This window comes from Haladaptatus salinisoli (assembly GCF_020614375.1).
GTDB classification, from domain to species: Archaea; Halobacteriota; Halobacteria; order Halobacteriales; family Haladaptataceae; genus Haladaptatus; species Haladaptatus salinisoli.
The window spans coordinates 177,868-198,616 of sequence record NZ_CP085331.1 but is presented as its reverse complement, the minus strand read 5'-3'; the positions used below and the strand labels follow the sequence as shown (position 1 = coordinate 198,616).

The following is a 20,749-nucleotide window of genomic DNA, read 5'->3' as shown; positions in this document are numbered from 1 at the left end:
TCAGACTCTACACCAATATCACCAATGGTAGAAGAGGCACTCACACATCTCCGTGCCCGCTTTGATGCAGATGAATCATTCACCTATGAACAAGCGACAGAGGTGCTGCGAATCCACGATGTGGAACAGCTTCTTGTCGGCGATCTGCTTGAGACATTGTTACTCCGTGGGTATCTCTATGAAGTCAACGACAAATTGCGCATCACGGAGAAATCTACCACGATAAGTGGTATTTGCCGAGTCAAAAAACGAATTCTAGCGAGCTGCCACGCGCGCTGATGATGCGCTCCACGATCGATGAATCCCTATGTTTGAGATAGTTTTTCGGCCCCCAAGGGGTGCGGGGCGCTCGATAAAAGCGTCCGTATTCGAAAATTAATGGCGACGAATACCACCTCTGTGGTGTCGTTTGATGAGTACGACACCCGACGTGACGAGATGCACAGCACGATCGAACACTGGATCGACGACCTCACTGCCTTGACTGACGAGGCGAGAGCGAGTCAACAGTTCCAAGAGTGGTTAGATGTCCAGTCGAAATTCCACGATTACTCCCATCGGAACACGCTCCTGATTACTCTTCAATGTCCGAACGCGACGAAAGTTGCAGGATACAACACCTGGCGGACCGACTTCGATCGTCACGTCCAGGAAGGCGAGAACGGAATCTGGATCTGGGCGCCGATCATCACAAAGCAGTGTCCCGACTGCGAGAACTCGCCCAAGTACCACGAGCAAAGTGATTGTGAATATGACAAGACACCACCTGAAGAGTGGTCAAAAAGACTGGTCGGTTTCAAGCCCACAGCTGTCTTCGATGTGTCTCAGACGGAGGGTGAACCACTTTCCGAATTGGAGACCGAAGCAACAGGAGATGCTGAAAATCTCGTGCCCACTCTCCAAGATGCAGCCGACGATCTTGGTGTGACGGTTCGTATCGTTGACGCTGACGACTGGGAACACGGCAAAGCGAAAGGTGTTTGCAAACAGCGGAGTCTGTACGATCTCCAGCCCATCGTCGAAGTGAAAGCACGGGCAAACCAGGCGGATCTCACGGTGATGCTGATCCACGAATACGCTCACGCACTGCTGCACTTCGATGTTGACGATGAGTGTGAGCGATCGAAACGTGAAGTCGAGGCGGAAGCCGTCGCGTACATCGTTGGTCGGTACATCGGGCTGGACACAAGCGGATCAGCGTTCTACCTCGCGGCGTGGCAGGACGATGATGCGGACGTGATAAAAGAGCGGCTTGGACGAATCCGGACGACGGCAGCGAAGATTATCGACGTAGTCGAAACAAGATGTGAATAAGGTTAAAGATGGCGGCTTGGAGAATCCACTGTGACCCTACCAACGAAGCCATTTACTTTTCAGGTCTGTAATCAGTGAGCCGGAGCTTCCCTTCAACCTCGTAGAGATGGCCTTTCATATACAGGCGTTCGACGATATCTTCGGCAGCGGGTCGCCCAAGATCTTCTCGCTCATTGAGAACCGCATACGCTTCGTCGTAGGTGAGCTCTCCTTCAGCCGGAAGTCCCTTTGCGAGTGCGTCGAGTGCTTCTTGCGCAAGTGGAGTGAGTGGCGACGTCTCGTTTGAAACCATTGGTACTACAAAATCCGTGGTCTCGACAAGTAAACCCTTGGACGGTGTATTTCTGTGAGACTGGTTACTTCAGCTGGACAAGGGGAATGAGCACACGGCGTGGGAGGGTGGGCTTGGGATGAGTACGAGAACCCACGCCATCTGCTGGGTTACGCTAACTGCATTCCCTACTTGAGACGCGATGGATAAAGTCCTAAGCCAACCACAGCGGAAGTGAAACTGAAACGAGTCGACAAGCAACTGTATACATCTACACTTTCTCTCGAATGCAATCTACCACTGAGATCGTCACGGTCGCACCATCCCAGGGCAGTAGTTTTAAAGGCAAGAAAAGCTACACATGATGGATTTAAGGGTGTATCAGTCAACTTCGACGTTGTGATCGAGCTTTTCGAACTGTCGCTCCATCACGGATCACATCAGGGCAGTTTGGACAGACACGTGGGTCAGCAATCCCATCAGGTGTGAAAACACGAGCATAGTCTGCTGTGACAAAGGTCCCGCAGTTTTGACACTCCGGCATACCTAGGCCTTCCAAATTTCGCTATTAATAATTGTTGATTTATCCCAGACGCACAGCATTCGCCCCTCTCGAAAAACATGCGCACAAAAGAACCGGCGTGAAGTTCTCCCTGTAAATACATACCATAAAATGAATCCCATGTGAAAATGTCACCAATAGATAAAATATCAGAATATGAGTTACTAAAACAACAATCGGTACTGTGGATCTTTCTTCTTCTATCCTTCTATGGTTCTCTGGAGGGCAGTGGTTCGTAAGAAGGTATGTGACGACGGTGTTAGGGGTAATTCGAAACGTGAGTAGTTTTGGGCTCTGGGTTGTTTCACGTTCGTCGGGGCGAATTTCTTGACAAGGTATCCCGACATCGGTGATCATGATAATTGGTGGAAAGGTTGTTTGGAAAGCGGCAAGGGTAGTAAGCGGCGACTCGCAGCAAATGAGCACGCATCTCGAACGTGGGAGTGGTTCTGGTGAGAACGCATCTGTAGTGTGAAAGCACGCCGTCCCACGTTGCCGGGTGAAGATTGATAGGTGTTGTTGTGAGCGAGTCGAATTCTCTCCACACCCGACAAAGCATGTTATTCACTCTCATGCTTAGATGCTTTGGCTACATAACGACAACATGAATACAATCGGTTATCCGTTGTTCCACTCGAAATGCGTCGCACGCACGTCTGACTGGATTTATTGGGATTCCAGCACGATTGGTGAGGAAGGGAGGTAGCCGAAATTGCAGGCAAGCCACTACAAAGAAAGAGACAGTATGAACCGATCCCCCTAAGCCGAATTCTTAACTTATTGGATATCGAAATACCCACTAGCATGCTATGATGTCTCCCCGAAATACTGAGACCACACCATTATCACCGATGACAGAAGAGGCACTCACGCATCTTCGTGACCGCTTTGAGCCTCTCGTCAGCCACTGTCCAAGTCGTCAATCAAAGCGACTTATATGAGAGGCAGTTCAGAGCGGTTCCCACAGCCGAGTAAGTGAATCAGTCAGTATAGTGGAGATCAGAAGCTATTCTTCAGGTGAGGAGGAAGATGAGAGCTGAAAATGTCGTGGTATCTCCTGATACTGGCTGGCTTGTTTGAGATCGGGTGGGCAATCGGCCTCGAATATTCAGACGGGCTCTCAAAACCGGTTCCTACGCTCGGTACCGCAGTCGCCCTCATCATTAGTATGGTACTACTGGCACAGGCCATCAAAAACCTCCCCATCGGCACAGCGTATGCTGTCTGGACTGGTATTGGGGCTGTTGGGACAGCTTCGCTAGGGATTATTCTGTTTGACGAACCCGCAACCCTTGCCCGAATAGGGTTTATCAGCGTGATTCTCGTCGGTATCGTCGGTCTCCATTTCTTTTCTGGTGGCCACTAAATCTCTGCTGGTATCGTACGTCTTGTCTCAATCCGAACACACGAATGTGAACTAATTGTTATGTAGGATTACAACCGACCACCAGTATTTCATCACCAGATAAGCTACAACCAATGAAGACGGCCTCGTTACAGAGTCAGTTCGAGACCATCTTCGGCAACGATCACATCTCCGTCGAAGACCGATTCGGCGTTTCGTTGCATTGCGTCGAGGTCGCGATACGGCATGATATGCGTGAGAACGAGTGTTTCCGCACCGGCGTCTCGCGCGATCTCGCCAGCGTCTGTGGCGTCACAGTGGTTGGCGGTCAACGTGGATCTATCTAAGCCCCGTTCTCCTTCAGCGTGCTGTGGCCAGACGAAGTGATCGTCTGGGTTCGGCACACGATTTTCGTCAACGGGAGCCGTGTTACAGTCCTGAACGAGGACATCTGCATCTACGGCGAACTCGGAGAGCGACTGGATTTTCCGAGTATCACCGGAGAAGACGACCGATGAGTTGGACTCGTGTTCCTCGAATCGATATGCGTACGTCTCGATCGAATGTTCCACCGGGAGTGCTGTTACGTCCCACCCGTCCATCTGCCGACTGAACCCGTCCGCAACATGTTCACAGTCAATGGTCGAGATACCGTCGGTCGGATAGATGTCCTTCCGGTACTCGATGTCTTCTCCATAAATATCGTACAATGCATCGACGAGCGAGTCTGTACCGTCCGGTCCATATACCGTGAGTGATTCACGGCCCCCCTCGGTCCAACTCGTGAAGGCGAAGTGGAAGAACGATGCGTTGTGATCCATGTGGTGGTGCGTGAAAAACAGCGTCTCGATGTTTCCCATGTCGATGCCGGCATCCATCAATCCGTAGACCGTCTTCGGCCCACAGTCGATTAGCACCGTTTCGTCAGCAATGTCAATAACGAGGCTCGTGCCACCACGCTCTGGAATCGGAACGGGACTTCCGGTTCCAATCAAGGTAACGTCCATGTCGGACGGTAGCACGCGCTCGCATTAGTTTGTTCGTGTTCTTACCCTGTCACCCAATTTGGGTGTTACTCACGAACTGAAAAAGTAACTCAGGGAGTTTTCCGTCATCTATCGCCATACCGGCCCCACACGGCAGCGAGCAATCCTGCGACGACAACGCCGGTAAACGAAAACGCGAGAACCATCGTGAGGACGTCTGGGTCGGCAAAACTCGTTGTTGCGATAAATAACGCGATTGCCGCGTTTCGAGCGGCGGTCGTAGTGGCCAGCACTTCTCTCGTGCTCCGCTCAGGCCCTCCAAGAACGTACCCGAACAGTATTGCAGCTCCGACGACGATGGCCGAGACGAACAGCGTTCCTGTACCGACGAGTAGAAGCATCTCGTTGAGATAGACGACGAGCAATAGAACAATCAGCCCGACGAATGAGTAGTCAGAGAGGCGTTGTACCGGCGGATACAGACGGTCAGCGATGGACGGGCACCGGGCATCGATTATGAGACCGGCGAGCAGCGGGAAGAGTTGGACAACGACAACCAACTGGGCGATCCTGATCGGATCTGCAGTCACGTCGCCAGGCAGGAGTAGCGCCGCCGTTATCGGGATCGTCACGACGGAGACGAATCCCAACACGGCCATGAGACCGCTTGCAAACGCGATGTCGCTTGCAGAAATTTCGGCGAGCTTCGGTCCAAACGGCGCGCCAGGTGCCATCGCTATGAGCAGGATTCCGGCTGCGTACCCGGTTTCCATAGGGAAGGTAATGACGAGCGCATAGGCGAAAAACGGGATGATGATTATATTTACTGCTAGGGATTTCGCCATAAGTCGTCGCTTGTTCAGCGATGCGACTAGTTGGTTGGGGGTCAATTCGAACCCCATTGAGAGCATCGTCGTGAGGACAAAGATTGTTGTAGTGAAATCGACTATTGCCTCAACCGTGATCTCGACCATCTAGATTCCCTGTTTGGCCCCCACGGAAATACCTGGCATGGTTGTTCGTGTTAATGAACATCCATAGTCAGTCCATTGTGACGCATTAGCGAGGCAGCGATAAAGGCCGGAGGCGAAGCGCTCATCAGGCTTGCTATCCTGGCTTGAACCAGTGACGCAGGAGATCGTCGACGCACAGTTTGTTGATCCATTCGCCGTGATGAACACGATTGGACTCATCGCGTTTGCGCTGGTCGGCGCAACCAAGGCGATACGCGAGGAGTTCGATCTGTTCGGGGTCACCGTGGTCGGCCTCGCCACGGCATTCGCTGGTGGGATGACCCGTGACCTCCTCGTTAATCGGATTCCGCTTGCACTCAGCTCACCAATCGAGATCGGTCTTGGCTTGGTCGGGGTTGGGCTGGCAATTGGGGTAAGTATTGCACTCGAGTCAGCCGACAACCATCCACTGGCACTGCTCTCGGATGCGATCGGGCTCGCCGCGTTTACTACCACAGGCGCCATCGTTGCAACGCAGGCCGGCATCCCGGCCTTCGGCGTTGTCGCGATTGCGACAATCAACGCCGTCGGGGGTGGTGCCGTTGCGGATATCCTGCTGGATCGCTCACCATTCATCTTGCTTGATGACTTTTACGCCAGTTGTGCGGTGCTAGGTGGCAGCACATACTGGGTTGTCGTCACTGCCGGCGGCTCGGACGTAACCGCTGCAGCGGTGTGTGCAGCGATGGTCGTTGGAGCACGAATTGCGGCACTCATCTACGGATGGTCGCTCCCGACAGCACAAGTACTGGGCGTGACACGCGAGTAGCGCCGTTCGAGATTCCCGAGCTGCAATGTGACCCCGATGTCATCGCCCTCTTCTGGAAGTAATCGACATGGGAACCATTCTAACGGATGCAGTCGATACCGCCTTTCTCTGCCCTAGAGGGAGAGCAGATCGTCAATCGGTTCCAGATGAAGGAGCTCCCCAGTATCTCCAGGAAGTCATCTAGTCGGGCAAATAGCGTTAGATTGATGTACTCTAATGCGCTTTTTTGTTCTATACCATACGTTGATGGACAGAATAGAACATCATACTGCCCGTATCTGTGAGGGCGAGAACCTCAAAGCCGAGGCTACTCGAGAAGTGACACACCTCCTATTCAAGGAGGCAACCGAGACCCAGATCGGTGCACTGCTCGCTGCCCTCCGTACGAAAGGTGAAACTGGAGCTGAAATCGCAGGATTTGCGCGAGGAATGCGCGACGTAATGAGGACGATCGAGCCCGACCGTTCCCCGCTGGTCGACACCTGTGGGACGGGGGGAGATAATTATGATACAATCAATGTCTCAACGACGAGCGCGATCGTGGCAGCTGGCGCGGGTGTAGCGGTCGCGAAGCATGGGAGTTACTCAGTGTCGTCATCGTCCGGCAGCGCCGACGTCCTACAGGCTGCCGGCGTCGATATCGACGCCGAACCTCGAGAGGTAGAAGCAATGATCGAAGCGGACGGGATTGGATTTCTGCTCGCATCCAAATTCAATCCGGCGATGAAGCGAGTGATCGGCCCCCGTCAGGAACTCGGTGTTCGCACAGTTTTCAATATCCTCGGCCCACTGACGAACCCCGCTGGCGCAGAGGCACAGTTGGTCGGAGTCTATGACCCGGATCTGGTACCAATCGTAGCTGACGTACTCGCTCGATTAGCTGTCGATCGTGCCCTAATCGTACATGGGGCAGGGCTGGACGAAATCGCGGTTCACGACGAAACGACCGTCGCCGAAGTGTCGGGGAGCTGCATCGAACAATATAGTATTGGTCCTAAAGATATCGGCGTCGAAGCACACGATATCGAGGCGATTGCTGGCGGGTCACCCGAGGAAAATGCGGCGGACCTCGAGAGTATCGTCACCGGAGCCTCGACTGGTGCGAAACGGGACATAATACTCGCAAATGCGGGTGCGACGATATACGTTGCTGGCCTCGCTGAGTCACTGGAAGCAGGTGTCGCCCGAGCCCGCATGGCAATCGAATCAGGTGCAGCAGCCGCCAAATTCGACGACTTACGTGCCAATTAGTGATTGCGAATCACCCTGGGGCCGTGCACGATGAGGTCAGTTGCGGAAGTCTGAGACAAAATTTCCACGTAGCGAGCAGATTAGCCTGTGAAATGGTTGCGTTAATTGATCCAGTCCTCGCCCCAGGCGTCGAGCGACTCGAACACAGGACAGAGGGCATCCCCCTTCTCGGTCAGCGTGTAATAACTCGCGACCGGCGATTCGAACTCCTTTCGATTCTCGATGAACCCTTGCTCCCCCAAATCATCAAGTACACGCGAGAGCGTGTAGGAGCTCGCGCCTGTCGAGCGCTTGAGTTCGTTGAACCGTTTTTCACCGTCACGCAGGTCGTTGAGGACAATAAGCTTCCACTTCGCTCCCATCTCTTCGACAGCCCTGACGACATTGCAGACGTCTGCGTTCCGTCGTTCGACGTCGGTGGCTTCGTCAGTATCAGCCGTTGGTGGTTGGGTCGCCATTACTTGGTCACACTATTGTTGCCTGAGCTATATATAGGTTTGGGAGCAAACTAGGTAACGTAATGGAACTACAACACTCAACGGTGCTCGTAACCGGTGCCACTGGCAACATGGGCCCGTACGTGACGGATTCGCTCATCAACAGTAAGGCCACCGTCATCGGGACCTACGTCACCGAAGCGGCGAGAGATGACGTCGAGACCCGCGCTGAGCACGCCGACGCAGTAGCGTACCAACAGATCGATCTGACCGATCAGACGGCGGTCGAAGCCTTCGCTGAGACTGTTGCCGACGAACATGGGTCGATTGATCACATCGTCGGTCTCGCTGGCGGCTTCTCGATGGGCGGCATCGACGATACCGACGGCGATGCGTTCCAAAACGCGCTGAATCGCCACGCCACGACGGCGTTTCTGACCGTCAAGGCCTTCGTGGATCATCTCACTGCGCAGAGCGGTGTCGTCCTATTCAGCTCCGACCGCGCAATCGATCCGGTCCCGGGAACGCTCGCGTACAACGTGGGGAAGGGCGCGGTCCGCACGCTGACCGAGTCGCTCGACGTCGAACTCGATGCACGGGTTAATGCAATCGCCCCGTTCCTCATCGACGTGCCGGGGAATCGTGAGGCAATGCCCGATGCCGATTTCTCAGCGTGGACGGCCCCCGAAGTCATCGTCGATGAAGTGCTTCACCTGCTGACGAACCAAGGCGTAACGGGGCAAATCGTCCAGATGACCGGCGGTCAACCGGAGGGAGCGGCTTGATGGCGCTGGAGACCACGGCTGGCGGTCTCGCTTTCTTGATGGGTCGACTCGTCTTCGGCGTCCTGCTCGGATTCATGGGGCTCAATCACTTTACGAGCCTCGACGGAATGAGTGGCTACGCCACGGCCAAGGGCGTTCCAGCTCCCCGGCTTGCCATCATTGTGTCCGGCCTCATGCTCATCCTGGGCGGGCTTGCCATCGCGCTCGGTGTCTACCCACTCGTCGGCGCAGTGGTGATCGCGCTGTTCTTCCTCGGTGTGACTCCGGTCATGCACGACTTCTGGACGGTTGACGATCCCGAACAGCGTCAGTCCGAAATGACGGACTTCCTGAAAAACGCCACGCTCTTTGGCGCTGCACTCGTACTGGTCGCAATTAGTAGAACCACCTGGCCATACGCGCTCAACATCGGCCTCTAAGATGCCCACTATGCCCACACCATCGAAGACAGACACGCTCCCGCAGGGGACACGTATCGGACGAACTGCACTCCGTGTCAATGACCTCAACGAGCTGACCGAGTTCTATCGAGACGTTGTTGGCCTCAGTGTGCTCAACGAATCCGATACCCATTCGGTGCTCGGTGTTGCGGACACCCCGCTACTCGTCTTGGAGGGCGATGCAGACGCACCCACACGGCATCGGTCAGGCGCCGGACTCTACCACACTGCCTTCAGAGTGCCTTCGCGAGCGGCGCTCGGTGACGCGCTGGCTCGGATACGGGACCACTGGCAACTCGGCGGTGCATCCGACCACTGGGTTAGCGAGGCCCTGTACCTCACGGACCCGGAAGGAAATGGAATCGAAATCTACCGCGACTTCCCCCGCGATGACTGGCCCCGTAGCGACGACGGTCGTGTTCGGATCAGCACGGAGCCGCTCGATCTCGAGACTATCGAAGCCGCGGCCACAGGGAACACCCAGGCTCCTCCCGGAACGGATATCGGACACATCCATCTCGAGGTTTCTTCGCTAGACGCGTTCAGGGACTTCTACGTGGACATACTCGGGTTCGAGGTGCAAACGACCCTGCCCGCCGCAGCCTTCGTGTCCGCCGGTGGATACCACCATCACATCGGCGCGAATACGTGGCATCACCGAACGGCCCCTATCAACGGTCGTGGGCTGTCGTGGTTCGAGGTGCTCGTCCCGGATCAGAGTGCACTCAGCGCTGTTCAGTCGCGACTGGAAAGCAGCGAAATACCAGTCACAGAGACGGATGGCAGGCTCGTCATCAACGATTCCGACGGGATCGAGGTTCGAATTCAGGTCGAATAATCCCCTGTAGACCAGGTATAGATGGCACAATTGTCGTAAAACGGGGGTTCTTACTCTCGTGAATCGCACTAGAGGAAGTATCGTAGCCGCAGTTCTCGAGCCACGGTTCAATCCAGCCACGTCGGGAGAGACGGCTGCCCGTCCTGCCAGCGAATCGATCCTAGCGCTAGAGGCAACTGCTGGAGTCGGTCATCAAACACGGAGAGTGGGTGCGCATTGAGAAACGCCGCCTCATGCCGATCGACGGGTCTGTCTTCGAAATTAAGCTGGATGTGGCAGGGACCAAGATTTTCGTGATCGGCATCCTGATGGAAGCCGAGCATCAGGTTCCGGTCTGGTTCGACCCAGTTGATGCGATAGTATTCGTACTCCACACTGGCCGGATACCAGAAGCGAACCTCCAGCCGGACATTCTCGGCCTTGTACGAGTCACCCAAGAATACAGTCGTATCGATATCTGCGATCACGTAGCGAGGGCGGCGACGAGACGGACAATAACGGACGTTCTCACAGCCAGCTTGGTTCGCCAACCGATCATGGATATCTCGGAGGAGGATTCGTTGCGTAAGACGGTCGCGACCAGCAAGAAAGATCATAGAATGGTGAAAACCGATTAGCTCGTGGCACGGTCGGCCACATTCGTCATGTGCTCGCGTGCGGATTCGACATCCGCGTACAGCTCCAGCGCATGCTTGATGAGTCGACGGTCTTCCTCGTTCTCGCACCAGAGCGCGATCACATCGCGGCGTTCGCGAAGATCAGCACTCGAGAGGTCACCGTCAGCAAGCGACTGTTCGAGGTCCTCCCACGTCTCGACGTCGTAGGTCGCCTGCCACGCCTCGATCTCCTCGGTGATCGCCGCTAGCTCATTTCGGAGTTCCTCACGTGAGTTTTCCTCAATGAGCGTGCGGATTTCGTCGAAGAGCAATTGCGTGTAATCCGGCTGATAGAGTGTCGTCTCGCCGGCCTCGACGCGGCGCAGCTGTCCTTGATTGACGAGGTCTTGCAATTCCTCGTTAGTCGTACTCCAGGCGGCGTCCGCCTGGTCGCTGATCCAATTGACCGACCGGGGTTCACGAAGCGTTTCAGCGACCGATCGAATACGTTCACGGGCGCTCATCGACTCGGTCCACAACTGGACATCATCCCGTGAGGGCTCGGACATTCTGGACACCTCTACCAACAGTGTTCGTGCTATACTCCCATATATGTTTGTATCTTCGTATATAATCGAGAAGTGATCGCGAGCACGGCACCCTGACGTTGAAATACGATCACGGCAGAACGTACGAGCCAATCGATGTATAACCGATATTCAGACATCGAGGAACTACGTCCAACGGGAGAAGCGTCCCACATTCTAGACAAGAAGTTCAACGAGGGTGTGACGGCGAATCTCGACGGCAACGCATTGCAACGAGTACGGGTGGCTACCCCCGACAAGCCGACGGAAGCTGGCGGTGAGTGCCGGTCCTGTGGCGCGTCGGTTCCAGTTGGGCAGACAAAATGCCGGTTCTGTCTCACCAACTGTCTCGGTGACGAAGCTACCGGTACAGACGAGCCAGCAGACGCGACGCTCCTCGGGATCGTCCATCTAGTCGTCGAGTTGATCACGTTCTACGGCGCCGTCGCGAAGGGCGGGGCCGCCGCGAATCTCCTTACCTCGAACAAGACGGAACCGGCTGTCGACGACTACATGCTACTCTACGATCTCGACGAGGTGCCTGCAGCTAGCCGCCCGATGTCCTTTACTCCCCGCCGCGGTACAAGTTGCGTCAGGGGAGGGTAAGCAACTTCTCAGAGCCGCCCGTGACCGGAACAGGGTGGAACGGGCAGGCAGCGTCGGAGCACTACCAGGCAGTCACGACGCGGCTTACAACCAGCGTGGAAACGGTATCTGCGACGAGTCACGTCTCAGGACTATGGTGAATTGGGCGAGTGGGCGTAATCGCGAGAACTATTTACGCACGCCGTCTTGAGTCTACTTGAGACCACAATGGAGGTCGCACTACTCGGTCCTGAAGGGACGTACACCCATCAAGCAGCAGATCAATATTTCTCCGACTACGGCTACACGCCAACCTTCTATTCGACGATCACGGACATCTTTGACTCAGACATCGAGACCGCGATCATCGCCTTCGAGAACTCCCTCGGTGGCGGCGTCGAAGGGATGATTGACTTACTTCGGGAGCGATACATAACAATCACTGGAGAGCAGATTCTTGAGATTGATCACTGTCTGCTCTCTCGAGAGAGTGATTTTGAGGCGATTGAACGAGTTCGATCCCATCCACAGGCACTCACCCAGTGTAAATCACTCATTCAGGAACACGGCTGGGAGACTGTCGAAGCATCCTCGACTGCGAAAGCGGCGAGCGAGGTCGGGGCAAATGAGGCCGCGCTCGCATCACCGCTTGCTGGAACGGTTCACGGTCTGAACGTCCTCGGGGAAGGCGTTCAGGACACGAAATCGAATGCTACCCGGTTCTTAATTCTGAACGGACCGATGGACGAAGAGAATGACAAGACATCACTGATACTGGACCCACCTGAAGACCGTCCAGGCCAACTCCACAGTATTCTCGGCAGTTTCAGTGGACATGAGATCAACCTCTCATACATTCAATCGCGGCCAACGAAACGCGAACTCGGCGACTATTATTTCTACATCGAGGCCGAAATTGATCAGGAGAGCGAGGCGTTCGGGAAAGCCCGTCAGTGCCTCGAGACATACACTGCAGTGGATGTCCTGGGTTCGTACCCAAGCGCAAACCATCCATAGCGGAGTTGAAAGCGCATTTCGGACCTTATCCTCTGCTAGGTGCCAGTCAGTTTGACCGCTGAATCCGTCAGTGGGTCCCCTGTACAGACCATTTGTCGGATGCCGCACAGTGGTGTGAGAACTCATTTATGATACTCGTTGTCCGCCGAATGCAGTGGGTCACTGCGCGTCGATTCCGGCTGAACCTATGATTCGTTACGGTCCACCCCACCCGCCGCTGCCGCCCTCCGGTCACCGTTCGTTACCGAAGTGCTCTATGCGGTCGCGCCTCGCTCCGCTCGCGACCGAACAGGGGAGAGGGCATGGAGTCTCGTAGCACCCTCGTCAGCGCGCGCTGTCGCTCCAGGGAGTCATCCCCGAAACAAGCGACAAAGCGAGCCATCGGCTTCTCCACGGTCTTCCCACTCATTGTAAACAGGTGACCGACAGGTTGGAACAGACAACTGATGATCTATCCAACGTAGTCATTCCAATCCTTGGCATCGCCTATGGCGACTATATCCATGACTGCCGCAAGTTACAGACGCAATATGAGGAAGAGAGTCACGACCAGCTCCACACAATTCTCGGTGATTTATCGTCTGATTTAGAGAACATCGATGTTGCTCGACAATACTTTACGACCACGTTCATGAAAGAAGAACTCGCGATGTTTTCTCGCTCACTCCTCTATATCGGAATCTTGGCCGTCTCCACGCCGCTTGCTCTCCTCACCCAACTGATTTCTTACACTACTGCGACTCCCCCTACGCCGACACTGTTCGCCCTCACTGTCTTGACAGTAGTATTCGGCTTGGCGCCACTTGCACTCTTGATAGCATTCGTCATTCGGATTGCAACAGTCACACAATATATCGCAGGGATTACGCCGTTCGAGGCGTGACAACGCGTCGTGATGGGTCATCGATGCTAACACGCGGGTACGATTTAGAACTTCTAGTGACCTGTGCTACCCGCTGTCGGCACATGGTATTAGCGTTACTTGCCTCGCTGTTGTCGCCAGACCAATTCGATGAGAAGGGTCGATTTGTATGCTATCGATTCCATCACTAATCTCACCTTGGTATGAGAATTTTTGTTCGTGGTCACAATCGACGAGTGGCGCAACGCCGCCTGCGTATCGGTCGGATTCATCTGAAACAATTTATCATCGAGACCGTAACGGGCTCCGTGTGGTTTCAGATACTCACCCTCTGTATTGAGATCGGCTTCCTCACATAGACGCTCGATTGATGACCGTGCGCCCTCCGTCAATAGCGCAGGGTGCACGATATTGTGTTCTCAAATCGGTGGAACATAGTATCTTCTCTGAGCGCTATTTCCCCGGCCAGCGAAGAGCAATGATTTATTTGATAATTCATCAATCTACGTCAGTATATCACTACCTACGAGTAACTGAGAATGCTGATTTCGAGTTCTGGTAAATTGACACTCAAAAAATAATTCGACAAAGACAAGGGGCCGTCGCCGCGATCAAAATGTACGAAGATGGCTACGAAAAATTCCACAATTAGAGAGCGAAGGCAATGTTGCATGATCGAAGGTACCGATGTAGATCCAGTCGTGTATCGTAGACAACAGAAAACCATCACAACCAAGTAATGACTGAAGCAAGACAGCTCGCGAATGAACACGATGTTACAGGGACGCCTAAACGCGGACTTATCATGTCCACGCTCGTCTTCTATGCGGGTCTGACCACCATCGTGTTCTACGGGGCGGCAGGGCCAGTCCTCGAAGAACATCTAGCGCTTGCCGGCGTCCTTCATGGCCTCTTGCTGGGCTCACCGCACCTCAGTAAGGCGATTCTCAGGATTCCATTCGGTGCATGGGTGGACGAAGTCGGCGGACGGAAACCGCTCCTCATCCTCATGGCCTCGACGATCATCGGGACAGCAGGCCTGGTTGTCACACTGTTCCTGACCTATCCAGAGAATTTCGACATGAGTCTCTATCCTGTTCTGGTGTTTTTCGGATTCCTGGCGGGTGCAGGTGGAGCGACGTTTTCTGCCGGAATCACACAAACCTCCTACTGGTATCCCAGCGATAAACAGGGATTCGCACTCGGTGCGTTCGCTGGCGTCGGCAATATCGGCCCGGGGATGGTCGTTTACGTCCTTCCCGTCCTCATCGGCATCTGGGGGCTGACGATGGCCTACTCGACGTGGTTAGTGTTCCTGCTGGTGATCACCGCAATCTACGCAGTGTATGCGGTCGATCCGTACTACTTCCAGCTCCGCAAAAATGGAAAAACGCCGGAGGAATCACAAGAAATCGCTGACGAACTCGGCCAGGACATCTTCCCGTCGGGTGGCACGTGGGACTCGCTGAAAACGTCCGCAAGAAACCGCCGAACATGGATCCTCGTCTTCCTCTACACCGTCTCCTTCGGTGGCGGGTTCACCTCCCTGTCAGCCTGGTTCCCCACCTACTGGGCAGAGTTCCACGAACTCGGGCTCACAATGGCCGGCCTTCTCGCAGGTATCTTCATCGTCTACGGGTCCCTCATTCGGGTTCCCGCCGGGAGTATCAGTGACCGATTTGGCGGGGAACTCGTTGCGATCATTAGTTTCGGTGTGATGGCCCTCGGCGGTGCAATTATGACCTTCTTCACTGAATTCTGGCCCGCGATCCTCGGCATGATGGTCCTCGGAACGGGGATGGGGTTCGCCAACGCAGCCGTGTTCGAACTGGTGCCGAAGTTCGTCCCGGAGGCCGTCGGTGGAGCTTCGGGCTGGATCAGCGGTATCGGCGGTGGCGGTACTCTCGTTATCCTCCCGCTGATGGGGCTCTTCGTGGATATCTATGGGCACATTGGATATGCGAGAGGATTTGCCGTCTTCATTGTCTTAAGTGGACTCTGTGTTATCGTTGCAGCCGCCCTCAAATGGCTGATCTCGGAACCTGAAGAGACCGCAGACGAGGCTGCTCTTCACTAAACTCCCTTCACACCAACCCTTACTGAGAAGCCGCGACAGGTTAGCGTCCGAGCCTTACTCTTCGGGGTCTCGGTGGACAGTTAATACCGGAATCTCGGAATGGCGAACGACGTTTTCGGTAACGCTTCCGAGGAGGGCTCGTTTGACTCCAGTGCGTCCGTGCGTTCCCATGACGATGACATCGATACCGTTGTCGTCTGCGTACGTGAGGATGTCGTCATTCGGGTTCCCGCGACGAACCGCTGCTGTCGTCTCGATATCTCGCTCGCTGGCTTGTTCGACGACAGCTTTCGTTGCCTGTTGGCCCCGATCTTCAAGCGCATCCATGAGGTCATCCAGACCGGAGAATCCCTCCCCCATGCCGGAGACTGACGTGGGCTGATCAACGATATAGAGCACGTGGAGCGTTGCATCATGGACTTCAGCGAGGTTGATCGCCATCTCTACCGCGGGCTTGGCTGGGTCACTACCGTCCGTTGGAATGAGTATTCGGTCGAACATGCTCGGAACGTTCCTTGTCCACACGGATAATATTGTTCACCGGAGTTTGCCAGCTCATGATGTGGCTACACAAAGCTACACGCCTATGAGAGTCTCGCTCCAAGTTAAGTTGAGGCTCGTATTTACAAACGGTATTGGTGATAGAACGTTCCTGTGAGATAGACGCTCTCTATTCAGCACGCCTTTTTGTCAGTCTAAAACCATTTTAACAAAGCCGTAATTCTGGGAAACAAATTGAGCTGCCGTTGCATCATCTTTTCTCGAATTCTCCGATTCTTTCTGTTACTCTCCGTTGTGTAGGAACTCCTGACCATCGTCAGTCAAGCAATAACGGCCACCGCCGATCGTAGTAATATATTCATCGTCATGGAGTTGTGAGCATGCTTGATCAACGGTGATGGGATGCTCATCGATTCGATCGGCAATTTCTGTGATGTGTAAGGGATCGTCAAGAGAGAGTGCGCGGAGAATGCTTTGTCTCATACTTATTCCCTCGACTGTCTGCCTTGTGCTTCGAGGAGTTCTTGGTAACGGTTTCTAATAGTAACTTTACTGACGTGAGCAGCATTACTCACCGTTTCTTGCGTAAGGGCTTCGTTCGTCAAATGGGTTGCAGCGTAAAGGGCAGCCCCTGCAAGTCCAGACGGACTTTTTCCACTGTGAACACTCTGTGCTTTCGCCGTTTCCAGGAGCTCACGTGCGACACGCTCAGCCTCGTCGCTTACGTCGAGTGTTGATGCGAATTGTGGGATGTATTGCACTGGGTCGGCCGGTTCAATTTCAAGACCAAGTTCACGAGAAATGTATCGGTATGCACGGTGAATGGGTCGTTCCTCGACACGGCTGACGGTCGCAAATTCGGCCAACGTGCGAGGCGATCCCAGCTGGCGGGCAGCTGCGTACAGACTAGCTGTCGCCATGCTCTCAATCGAGCGACCTGGAAGCAATTCTTCCTCGACAGCTCGACGATAGAGCACACCCGCGGTCTCCCGAACATTTTCCGGGAGATCGAGGGAACTAGCCATCCGGTCGATTTCGCCGAGGGCTTGTTTAAGATTGCGCTCCTGCGCGTTTTTCGTCCGGAATCGCTCATCCCACGTACGGAGTCGCTGGAGTTGTGCTCGCCGATTCGAAGAAATAGGATTTCCTTTTGCATCCTTATTTTGCCACCCGATGGTCGTACTGAGTCCCTTGTCGTGCATGAGGTGCGTGAGTGGTGCCCCCACTCGACTTTGGTTTGCTGTTTCTTTGGAGTCGAATGAACGCCATTCTGGACCGCGGTCTATGGCGTTTTCATCAAGGACAATACCGCAGTCCTCACACGCTGACTCACCGTGTTCCTCATCGTGGATTATCCGTCCGCTACATTCAGGACAAATTTCGTGCGTTTCCTCATCGGGAACATTGTTCTTGGAATCACGCGTTCCGGCGTGATTCTTGTGTTCAATGGATATTTTATTCATGGGTCTAGTTTCCTAGGGTGATTACGTTGCTCAGACCGAGTGTGTCTCTAGCATACTACTGGAGGCAACTAAGGTAAAGAATCGGTGGAATCTCATATTCTGAGAATCAGGCTACAAAGAACATATGTCGATGAAAAACATCAATGGGAAAATCAATGCAAATTTTTCAGCGAAGCAGGTACTCTTCTTCAATTCAAATACAGTTTGATAGTTAAATTGCATCACCAGAGAGCATATGTTCCTAGAGATAACACTCGAGGTGACAACCAAGCCTGAACAAAGTCAACGCATTGAATACTCTAGCGATAGATTTTCACTCAGAAAGTGAAGCTATCAGACAACTTTCTGAAAAATCGCCATCATATTGAACTTCAATCTAAAAACTATTGTTAGTTTCCTTCTCCGGTTCTCAATCCGAATGACTGTTCGGCAGACTATAATTTACTACCTGCAGTATAGCACTGAAAACAGCACATAAGCCACTGAACAGCCCAGTTGGGAGCCAAGAAATACCTCTTTAGCTCAATCAGAGAAATGCCGCCCGAACCGATTTACTTACAGCCATCGTACTATGAGGCATGATTCCATATATCTTGCTGCAACTCCAACCCGTAGAGTTCACCGAAAACCAAGTCAGCCGAGAGAGGGAGGCTTGCCAATGACGAACAACTACCCACCTATTGAGTCATACGGAATCGTCGGAAACTTGGAGACCTGTGCGCTTGTCGATCCGACTGGCGCAATTGCGTGGTACCCATTACCGCACATCGAGTCACCAAGCGTTTTTGCGGCCATCCTCGACGCCGATCAAGGCGGTCATTTTCGAATCAGCCTGCTCGGAGCGTACGAAACTGAACAACGATATCTTCCCCAAACGAATGTCTTGCAAACCGAGTTTCGAACCGACGATGGCACGGTTCAGATAACCGATTTCATGCCACCAACCGAGGCCGGGATGCAGGAACCCTGTCGGGCACTCTATCGCAAGATCAAATGCACTGACGGGACGGTCGACCTTGAGGTCGACTTCACTCCACGACACGATTACGGTCTGGCGGACATGGAGGTGTCTTCTAACGATGGTAATATCACCGCGAAAGGTGGTAACCAACAACTCACTCTCTCAAGCGATATCGATCTCCAAACGGAAACCGATTCGATGAATGCGGCCGCCACCACCCAACTCGAAGCGGACGAAAGCCGATGGCTCGTCTTGGCGCATGGTGACGGGTCCCCACCAGACGCCACAGGATGTGACCAAGCACTTGAACGAACGATTTCGTACTGGCGCGAATGGACCCACAACTCCGATGAAGCTCCACTATTTTCCAGCGACTTCGACAGTTCTTGGCAGGAGATCGTCATCCGCTCAGCGCTCGTTCTAAAGCTACTGACGCACACCGAGACAGGTGCCATTGCGGCGGCTCCGACGACATCATTGCCCGAGGAGATTGGTGGTGTTCGTAACTGGGACTACCGCTATAGTTGGCCGCGTGACGCTGCCTTTACCGTCCAAGCACTCACGCAGATGGGTTATCTGCAAGAGGCAGACGCGTACTTTGAATGGTTTCTCGAACTTTGCCGGATGCCACCTGGCGAAATTCAACCATTATACGGCCTCCACGGCGAAGTTGACCTCGAAGAACGAGAACTCGATCATCTCGAAGGATATCAGGGTTCGAGTCCCGTCCGCACTGGGAACGCTGCTGCCGATCAGCGCCAAATTGACGTTTACGGCGAACTCGTCCTTGCGGTGTCAGTGGCCGTTCACCACGGCTGGGAACTTGGAGAGAACGACTGGCGTGCGTACAGCAATATCGTCGACTACGTGATACAGATTTGGGAGCAACCTGATAGCGGTATTTGGGAGGTTCGAAGCCAGCCACGTCATTTTGTCCACTCGAAGGTAATGTGTTGGACGGCACTCGATCGTGCTATCGCATTGGCCGAACAGAGCGAGTGGGACGCTCCACTCGATCGGTGGCGAGACTCTCGCGAGCGTATTCGGACGACCATCCTCGACCGAGGATTCAACGAGGAACGAAATACGTTCACTCGTGCATTCGACGGTGAGGAACTTGACGCAACGGCACTCCTGATTCCGATGGTTGGCTTTCTCCCCTTCAATGACGAGCGCATCCAAGGGACGATTACGGCCATTCGCCAAGAGCTCGAAACTGATGAAGGATTCGTACGCCGTTACAATGGAGAAGACGGACTTCCGGGTGACGAGGGTACATTCGTACTCTGTTCGTTCTGGCTTGTTGATACATTAGCACTTTCTGGGCAGATTGAGGAGGCTTGTGAACGTTTCCAGAGTCTTCTCGAGTATGTCAGTCCGCTTGGGCTATTAGCTGAAGAGATTGACCTTGCTGACGACGCCAGCACGCATCGTGGGAACTTTCCCCAAGCATTCAGTCACATCGGAGTGATCAACAGCGCACTCTACCTCAATTGGTTGAGTGATTCCGAGACGACCGCTCCTGAACCAGTTGGTATCTGGTTGGGTGAAGGAGTAGCCATTCCCGACTGACATTATGTCAATCATAGCGGGTGTACTCCTTCCATTTTGCATGGTTATTTCACTGATTTTCTTCTGCATTCAATGACCCAATTGAACGCGAGGGAATAACGAATGAGCTATTGTAAATTCCAAATCGGTCTAAACAAACGCTCAAAGAGGTCCGCGAGAATATGGAGACCCTCCGAGAGTACATCCACGATCTCGCCGAAGGCGCCCACCAGATCCAATCAGGAGACGATAACGAGTTGCGGGCCGGTGCTGTTTCTTATCGCCTCAGAAAGCATGGAGGTGGCCTGCAGTGAGCGACACGGGAGAGCACGACCCAGATTCGAGTGAACTGTCCCCGGGATAGCGTCTCGACCCACCAAATACGCGACTCATCAACGCCGGCATCATGACGATCAACGACATGGAGACACTGCGAGCGCGTGTCACCTACGAGAGCGCCCACCAGCAACGCATCTAGATCCTCCGCTGGCTTGAAGACCTGGCCAGTGGGATTCGGAAGGAGGATACCTGAAGGGGT

At 54.0% G+C, this 20,749-nt stretch carries 21 protein-coding genes and 3 pseudogenes; 15 read left to right on the top strand and 9 right to left on the bottom strand.

What is annotated here, in order from left to right; all coding sequences use genetic code 11:
• Positions 1-24 precede the first annotated feature (24 nt).
• Both LIX00_RS24140 and LIX00_RS24135 read left to right on the top strand, forming a co-directional pair.
• Complete coding sequence (locus LIX00_RS24140; RefSeq protein WP_227357258.1) at positions 25-279, top strand: hypothetical protein; 255 nt, start codon at positions 25-27, stop codon at positions 277-279.
• Positions 280-378: 99 nt separating this feature from the next.
• Positions 379-1,314, top strand: a complete 936-nt coding sequence (locus LIX00_RS24135; protein ID WP_227357257.1) for an ArdC-like ssDNA-binding domain-containing protein — start codon at positions 379-381, stop codon at positions 1,312-1,314.
• Positions 1,315-1,366: 52 nt separating this feature from the next.
• Here LIX00_RS24135 and LIX00_RS24130 read toward each other — a convergent pair whose 3' ends face one another.
• Positions 1,367-1,606, bottom strand: a complete 240-nt coding sequence (locus LIX00_RS24130; protein ID WP_227357256.1) for a type 1 periplasmic-binding domain-containing protein — start codon at positions 1,604-1,606, stop codon at positions 1,367-1,369.
• A 364-nt stretch (positions 1,607-1,970) separates the two neighbouring features.
• A complete protein-coding gene (locus tag LIX00_RS26425; protein ID WP_438267122.1) occupies positions 1,971-2,129 on the bottom strand; it encodes a DUF7563 family protein in 159 nt (52 codons plus the stop codon).
• Positions 2,130-3,189: 1,060 nt separating this feature from the next.
• On the opposite strand from LIX00_RS26425, the gene sugE reads away from it, so the two are divergent.
• Positions 3,190-3,513, top strand: a complete 324-nt coding sequence (sugE, locus tag LIX00_RS24125) for a quaternary ammonium compound efflux SMR transporter SugE (protein WP_227357255.1) — start codon at positions 3,190-3,192, stop codon at positions 3,511-3,513.
• A 128-nt stretch (positions 3,514-3,641) separates the two neighbouring features.
• On the opposite strand, the gene LIX00_RS24120 is transcribed toward sugE, so the two are convergent.
• The gene (locus LIX00_RS24120; protein WP_227357254.1) at positions 3,642-4,499 is read right to left on the bottom strand and encodes an MBL fold metallo-hydrolase; all 858 of its coding nucleotides are present in this window, start codon (positions 4,497-4,499) and stop codon (positions 3,642-3,644) included.
• A 104-nt stretch (positions 4,500-4,603) separates the two neighbouring features.
• Positions 4,604-5,452: a bile acid:sodium symporter family protein gene (locus LIX00_RS24115; RefSeq protein ID WP_227357253.1), complete on the bottom strand. Its 849-nt coding sequence runs from the start codon at positions 5,450-5,452 to the stop codon at positions 4,604-4,606.
• Positions 5,453-5,651: 199 nt separating this feature from the next.
• On the opposite strand from LIX00_RS24115, the gene LIX00_RS24110 reads away from it, so the two are divergent.
• Together LIX00_RS24110 and trpD are read left to right on the top strand one after the other, a co-directional pair.
• A complete protein-coding gene (locus tag LIX00_RS24110; protein WP_438267124.1) occupies positions 5,652-6,260 on the top strand; it encodes a trimeric intracellular cation channel family protein in 609 nt (202 codons plus the stop codon).
• 246 nt (positions 6,261-6,506) lie between these two features.
• On the top strand, positions 6,507-7,511 hold the full coding sequence (trpD, locus tag LIX00_RS24105) for an anthranilate phosphoribosyltransferase (RefSeq protein WP_438267121.1): 1,005 nt from the start codon (positions 6,507-6,509) through the stop codon (positions 7,509-7,511).
• Between the two features lie 101 nt (positions 7,512-7,612).
• Here trpD and LIX00_RS24100 read toward each other — a convergent pair whose 3' ends face one another.
• Complete coding sequence (locus LIX00_RS24100) at positions 7,613-7,969, bottom strand: winged helix-turn-helix transcriptional regulator (protein WP_227357251.1); 357 nt, start codon at positions 7,967-7,969, stop codon at positions 7,613-7,615.
• A gap of 62 nt (positions 7,970-8,031) precedes the next feature.
• Between LIX00_RS24100 and LIX00_RS24095 the strand changes: the two genes are divergently transcribed.
• Genes LIX00_RS24095 through LIX00_RS24085 form a run of 3 tightly spaced genes read left to right on the top strand, consistent with a single transcriptional unit; the run spans position 8,032 to position 10,011 of the window.
• Positions 8,032-8,733: an SDR family NAD(P)-dependent oxidoreductase gene (locus tag LIX00_RS24095; RefSeq protein ID WP_227357250.1), complete on the top strand. Its 702-nt coding sequence runs from the start codon at positions 8,032-8,034 to the stop codon at positions 8,731-8,733.
• Positions 8,733-9,152 (top strand): DoxX family protein, encoded by a 420-nt coding sequence (locus LIX00_RS24090; RefSeq protein ID WP_227357249.1) that lies wholly within the window; start codon positions 8,733-8,735, stop codon positions 9,150-9,152. The genes LIX00_RS24095 and LIX00_RS24090 overlap by 1 nt, the downstream gene beginning before the upstream one ends.
• Before the next feature lie 10 nt (positions 9,153-9,162).
• Positions 9,163-10,011, top strand: coding sequence for a VOC family protein (locus LIX00_RS24085; protein WP_227357248.1), 849 nt, complete (start codon positions 9,163-9,165; stop codon positions 10,009-10,011).
• Between the two features lie 107 nt (positions 10,012-10,118).
• Here LIX00_RS24085 and LIX00_RS24080 read toward each other — a convergent pair whose 3' ends face one another.
• Together LIX00_RS24080 and LIX00_RS24075 are read right to left on the bottom strand one after the other, a co-directional pair.
• Complete coding sequence (locus LIX00_RS24080; RefSeq protein WP_368410787.1) at positions 10,119-10,607, bottom strand: hypothetical protein; 489 nt, start codon at positions 10,605-10,607, stop codon at positions 10,119-10,121.
• Positions 10,608-10,624: 17 nt separating this feature from the next.
• Complete coding sequence (locus LIX00_RS24075; RefSeq protein ID WP_227357246.1) at positions 10,625-11,176, bottom strand: DUF7342 family protein; 552 nt, start codon at positions 11,174-11,176, stop codon at positions 10,625-10,627.
• A gap of 135 nt (positions 11,177-11,311) precedes the next feature.
• On the opposite strand from LIX00_RS24075, the pseudogene LIX00_RS24070 reads away from it, so the two are divergent.
• From LIX00_RS24070 to LIX00_RS24055, 4 genes and pseudogenes are all read left to right on the top strand, one after another.
• Positions 11,312-11,942, top strand: a pseudogene (locus LIX00_RS24070) (biosurfactant protein 1); the annotation flags it as partial.
• A 65-nt stretch (positions 11,943-12,007) separates the two neighbouring features.
• A complete protein-coding gene (gene pheA / locus LIX00_RS24065; protein WP_227357245.1) occupies positions 12,008-12,796 on the top strand; it encodes a prephenate dehydratase in 789 nt (262 codons plus the stop codon).
• A 334-nt stretch (positions 12,797-13,130) separates the two neighbouring features.
• A complete protein-coding gene (locus LIX00_RS24060) occupies positions 13,131-13,679 on the top strand; it encodes a DUF7972 family membrane protein (RefSeq protein ID WP_497007358.1) in 549 nt (182 codons plus the stop codon).
• A gap of 784 nt (positions 13,680-14,463) precedes the next feature.
• Positions 14,464-15,735: an MFS transporter gene (locus tag LIX00_RS24055; RefSeq protein ID WP_227357243.1), complete on the top strand. Its 1,272-nt coding sequence runs from the start codon at positions 14,464-14,466 to the stop codon at positions 15,733-15,735.
• A gap of 54 nt (positions 15,736-15,789) precedes the next feature.
• On the opposite strand, the gene LIX00_RS24050 is transcribed toward LIX00_RS24055, so the two are convergent.
• Both LIX00_RS24050 and LIX00_RS24045 read right to left on the bottom strand, forming a co-directional pair.
• The gene (locus tag LIX00_RS24050; protein WP_227357242.1) at positions 15,790-16,236 is read right to left on the bottom strand and encodes a universal stress protein; all 447 of its coding nucleotides are present in this window, start codon (positions 16,234-16,236) and stop codon (positions 15,790-15,792) included.
• A gap of 485 nt (positions 16,237-16,721) precedes the next feature.
• Positions 16,722-17,699, bottom strand: coding sequence for a transcription initiation factor IIB (locus LIX00_RS24045; protein ID WP_227357241.1), 978 nt, complete (start codon positions 17,697-17,699; stop codon positions 16,722-16,724).
• Between the two features lie 658 nt (positions 17,700-18,357).
• Between LIX00_RS24045 and LIX00_RS24040 the strand changes: the two genes are divergently transcribed.
• The 3 genes and pseudogenes from LIX00_RS24040 (at position 18,358) to LIX00_RS26570 (ending at position 20,689) form a co-directional block, all read left to right on the top strand.
• Positions 18,358-20,232, top strand: a complete 1,875-nt coding sequence (locus LIX00_RS24040; RefSeq protein WP_227357240.1) for a glycoside hydrolase family 15 protein — start codon at positions 18,358-18,360, stop codon at positions 20,230-20,232.
• A 134-nt stretch (positions 20,233-20,366) separates the two neighbouring features.
• Positions 20,367-20,525, top strand: a pseudogene (locus tag LIX00_RS26575) (DUF7389 domain-containing protein); the annotation flags it as partial.
• Positions 20,522-20,689, top strand: a pseudogene (locus LIX00_RS26570) (DUF8129 domain-containing protein). The pseudogenes LIX00_RS26575 and LIX00_RS26570, both read left to right, overlap by 4 nt.
• Positions 20,690-20,749: the final 60 nt, after the last annotated feature.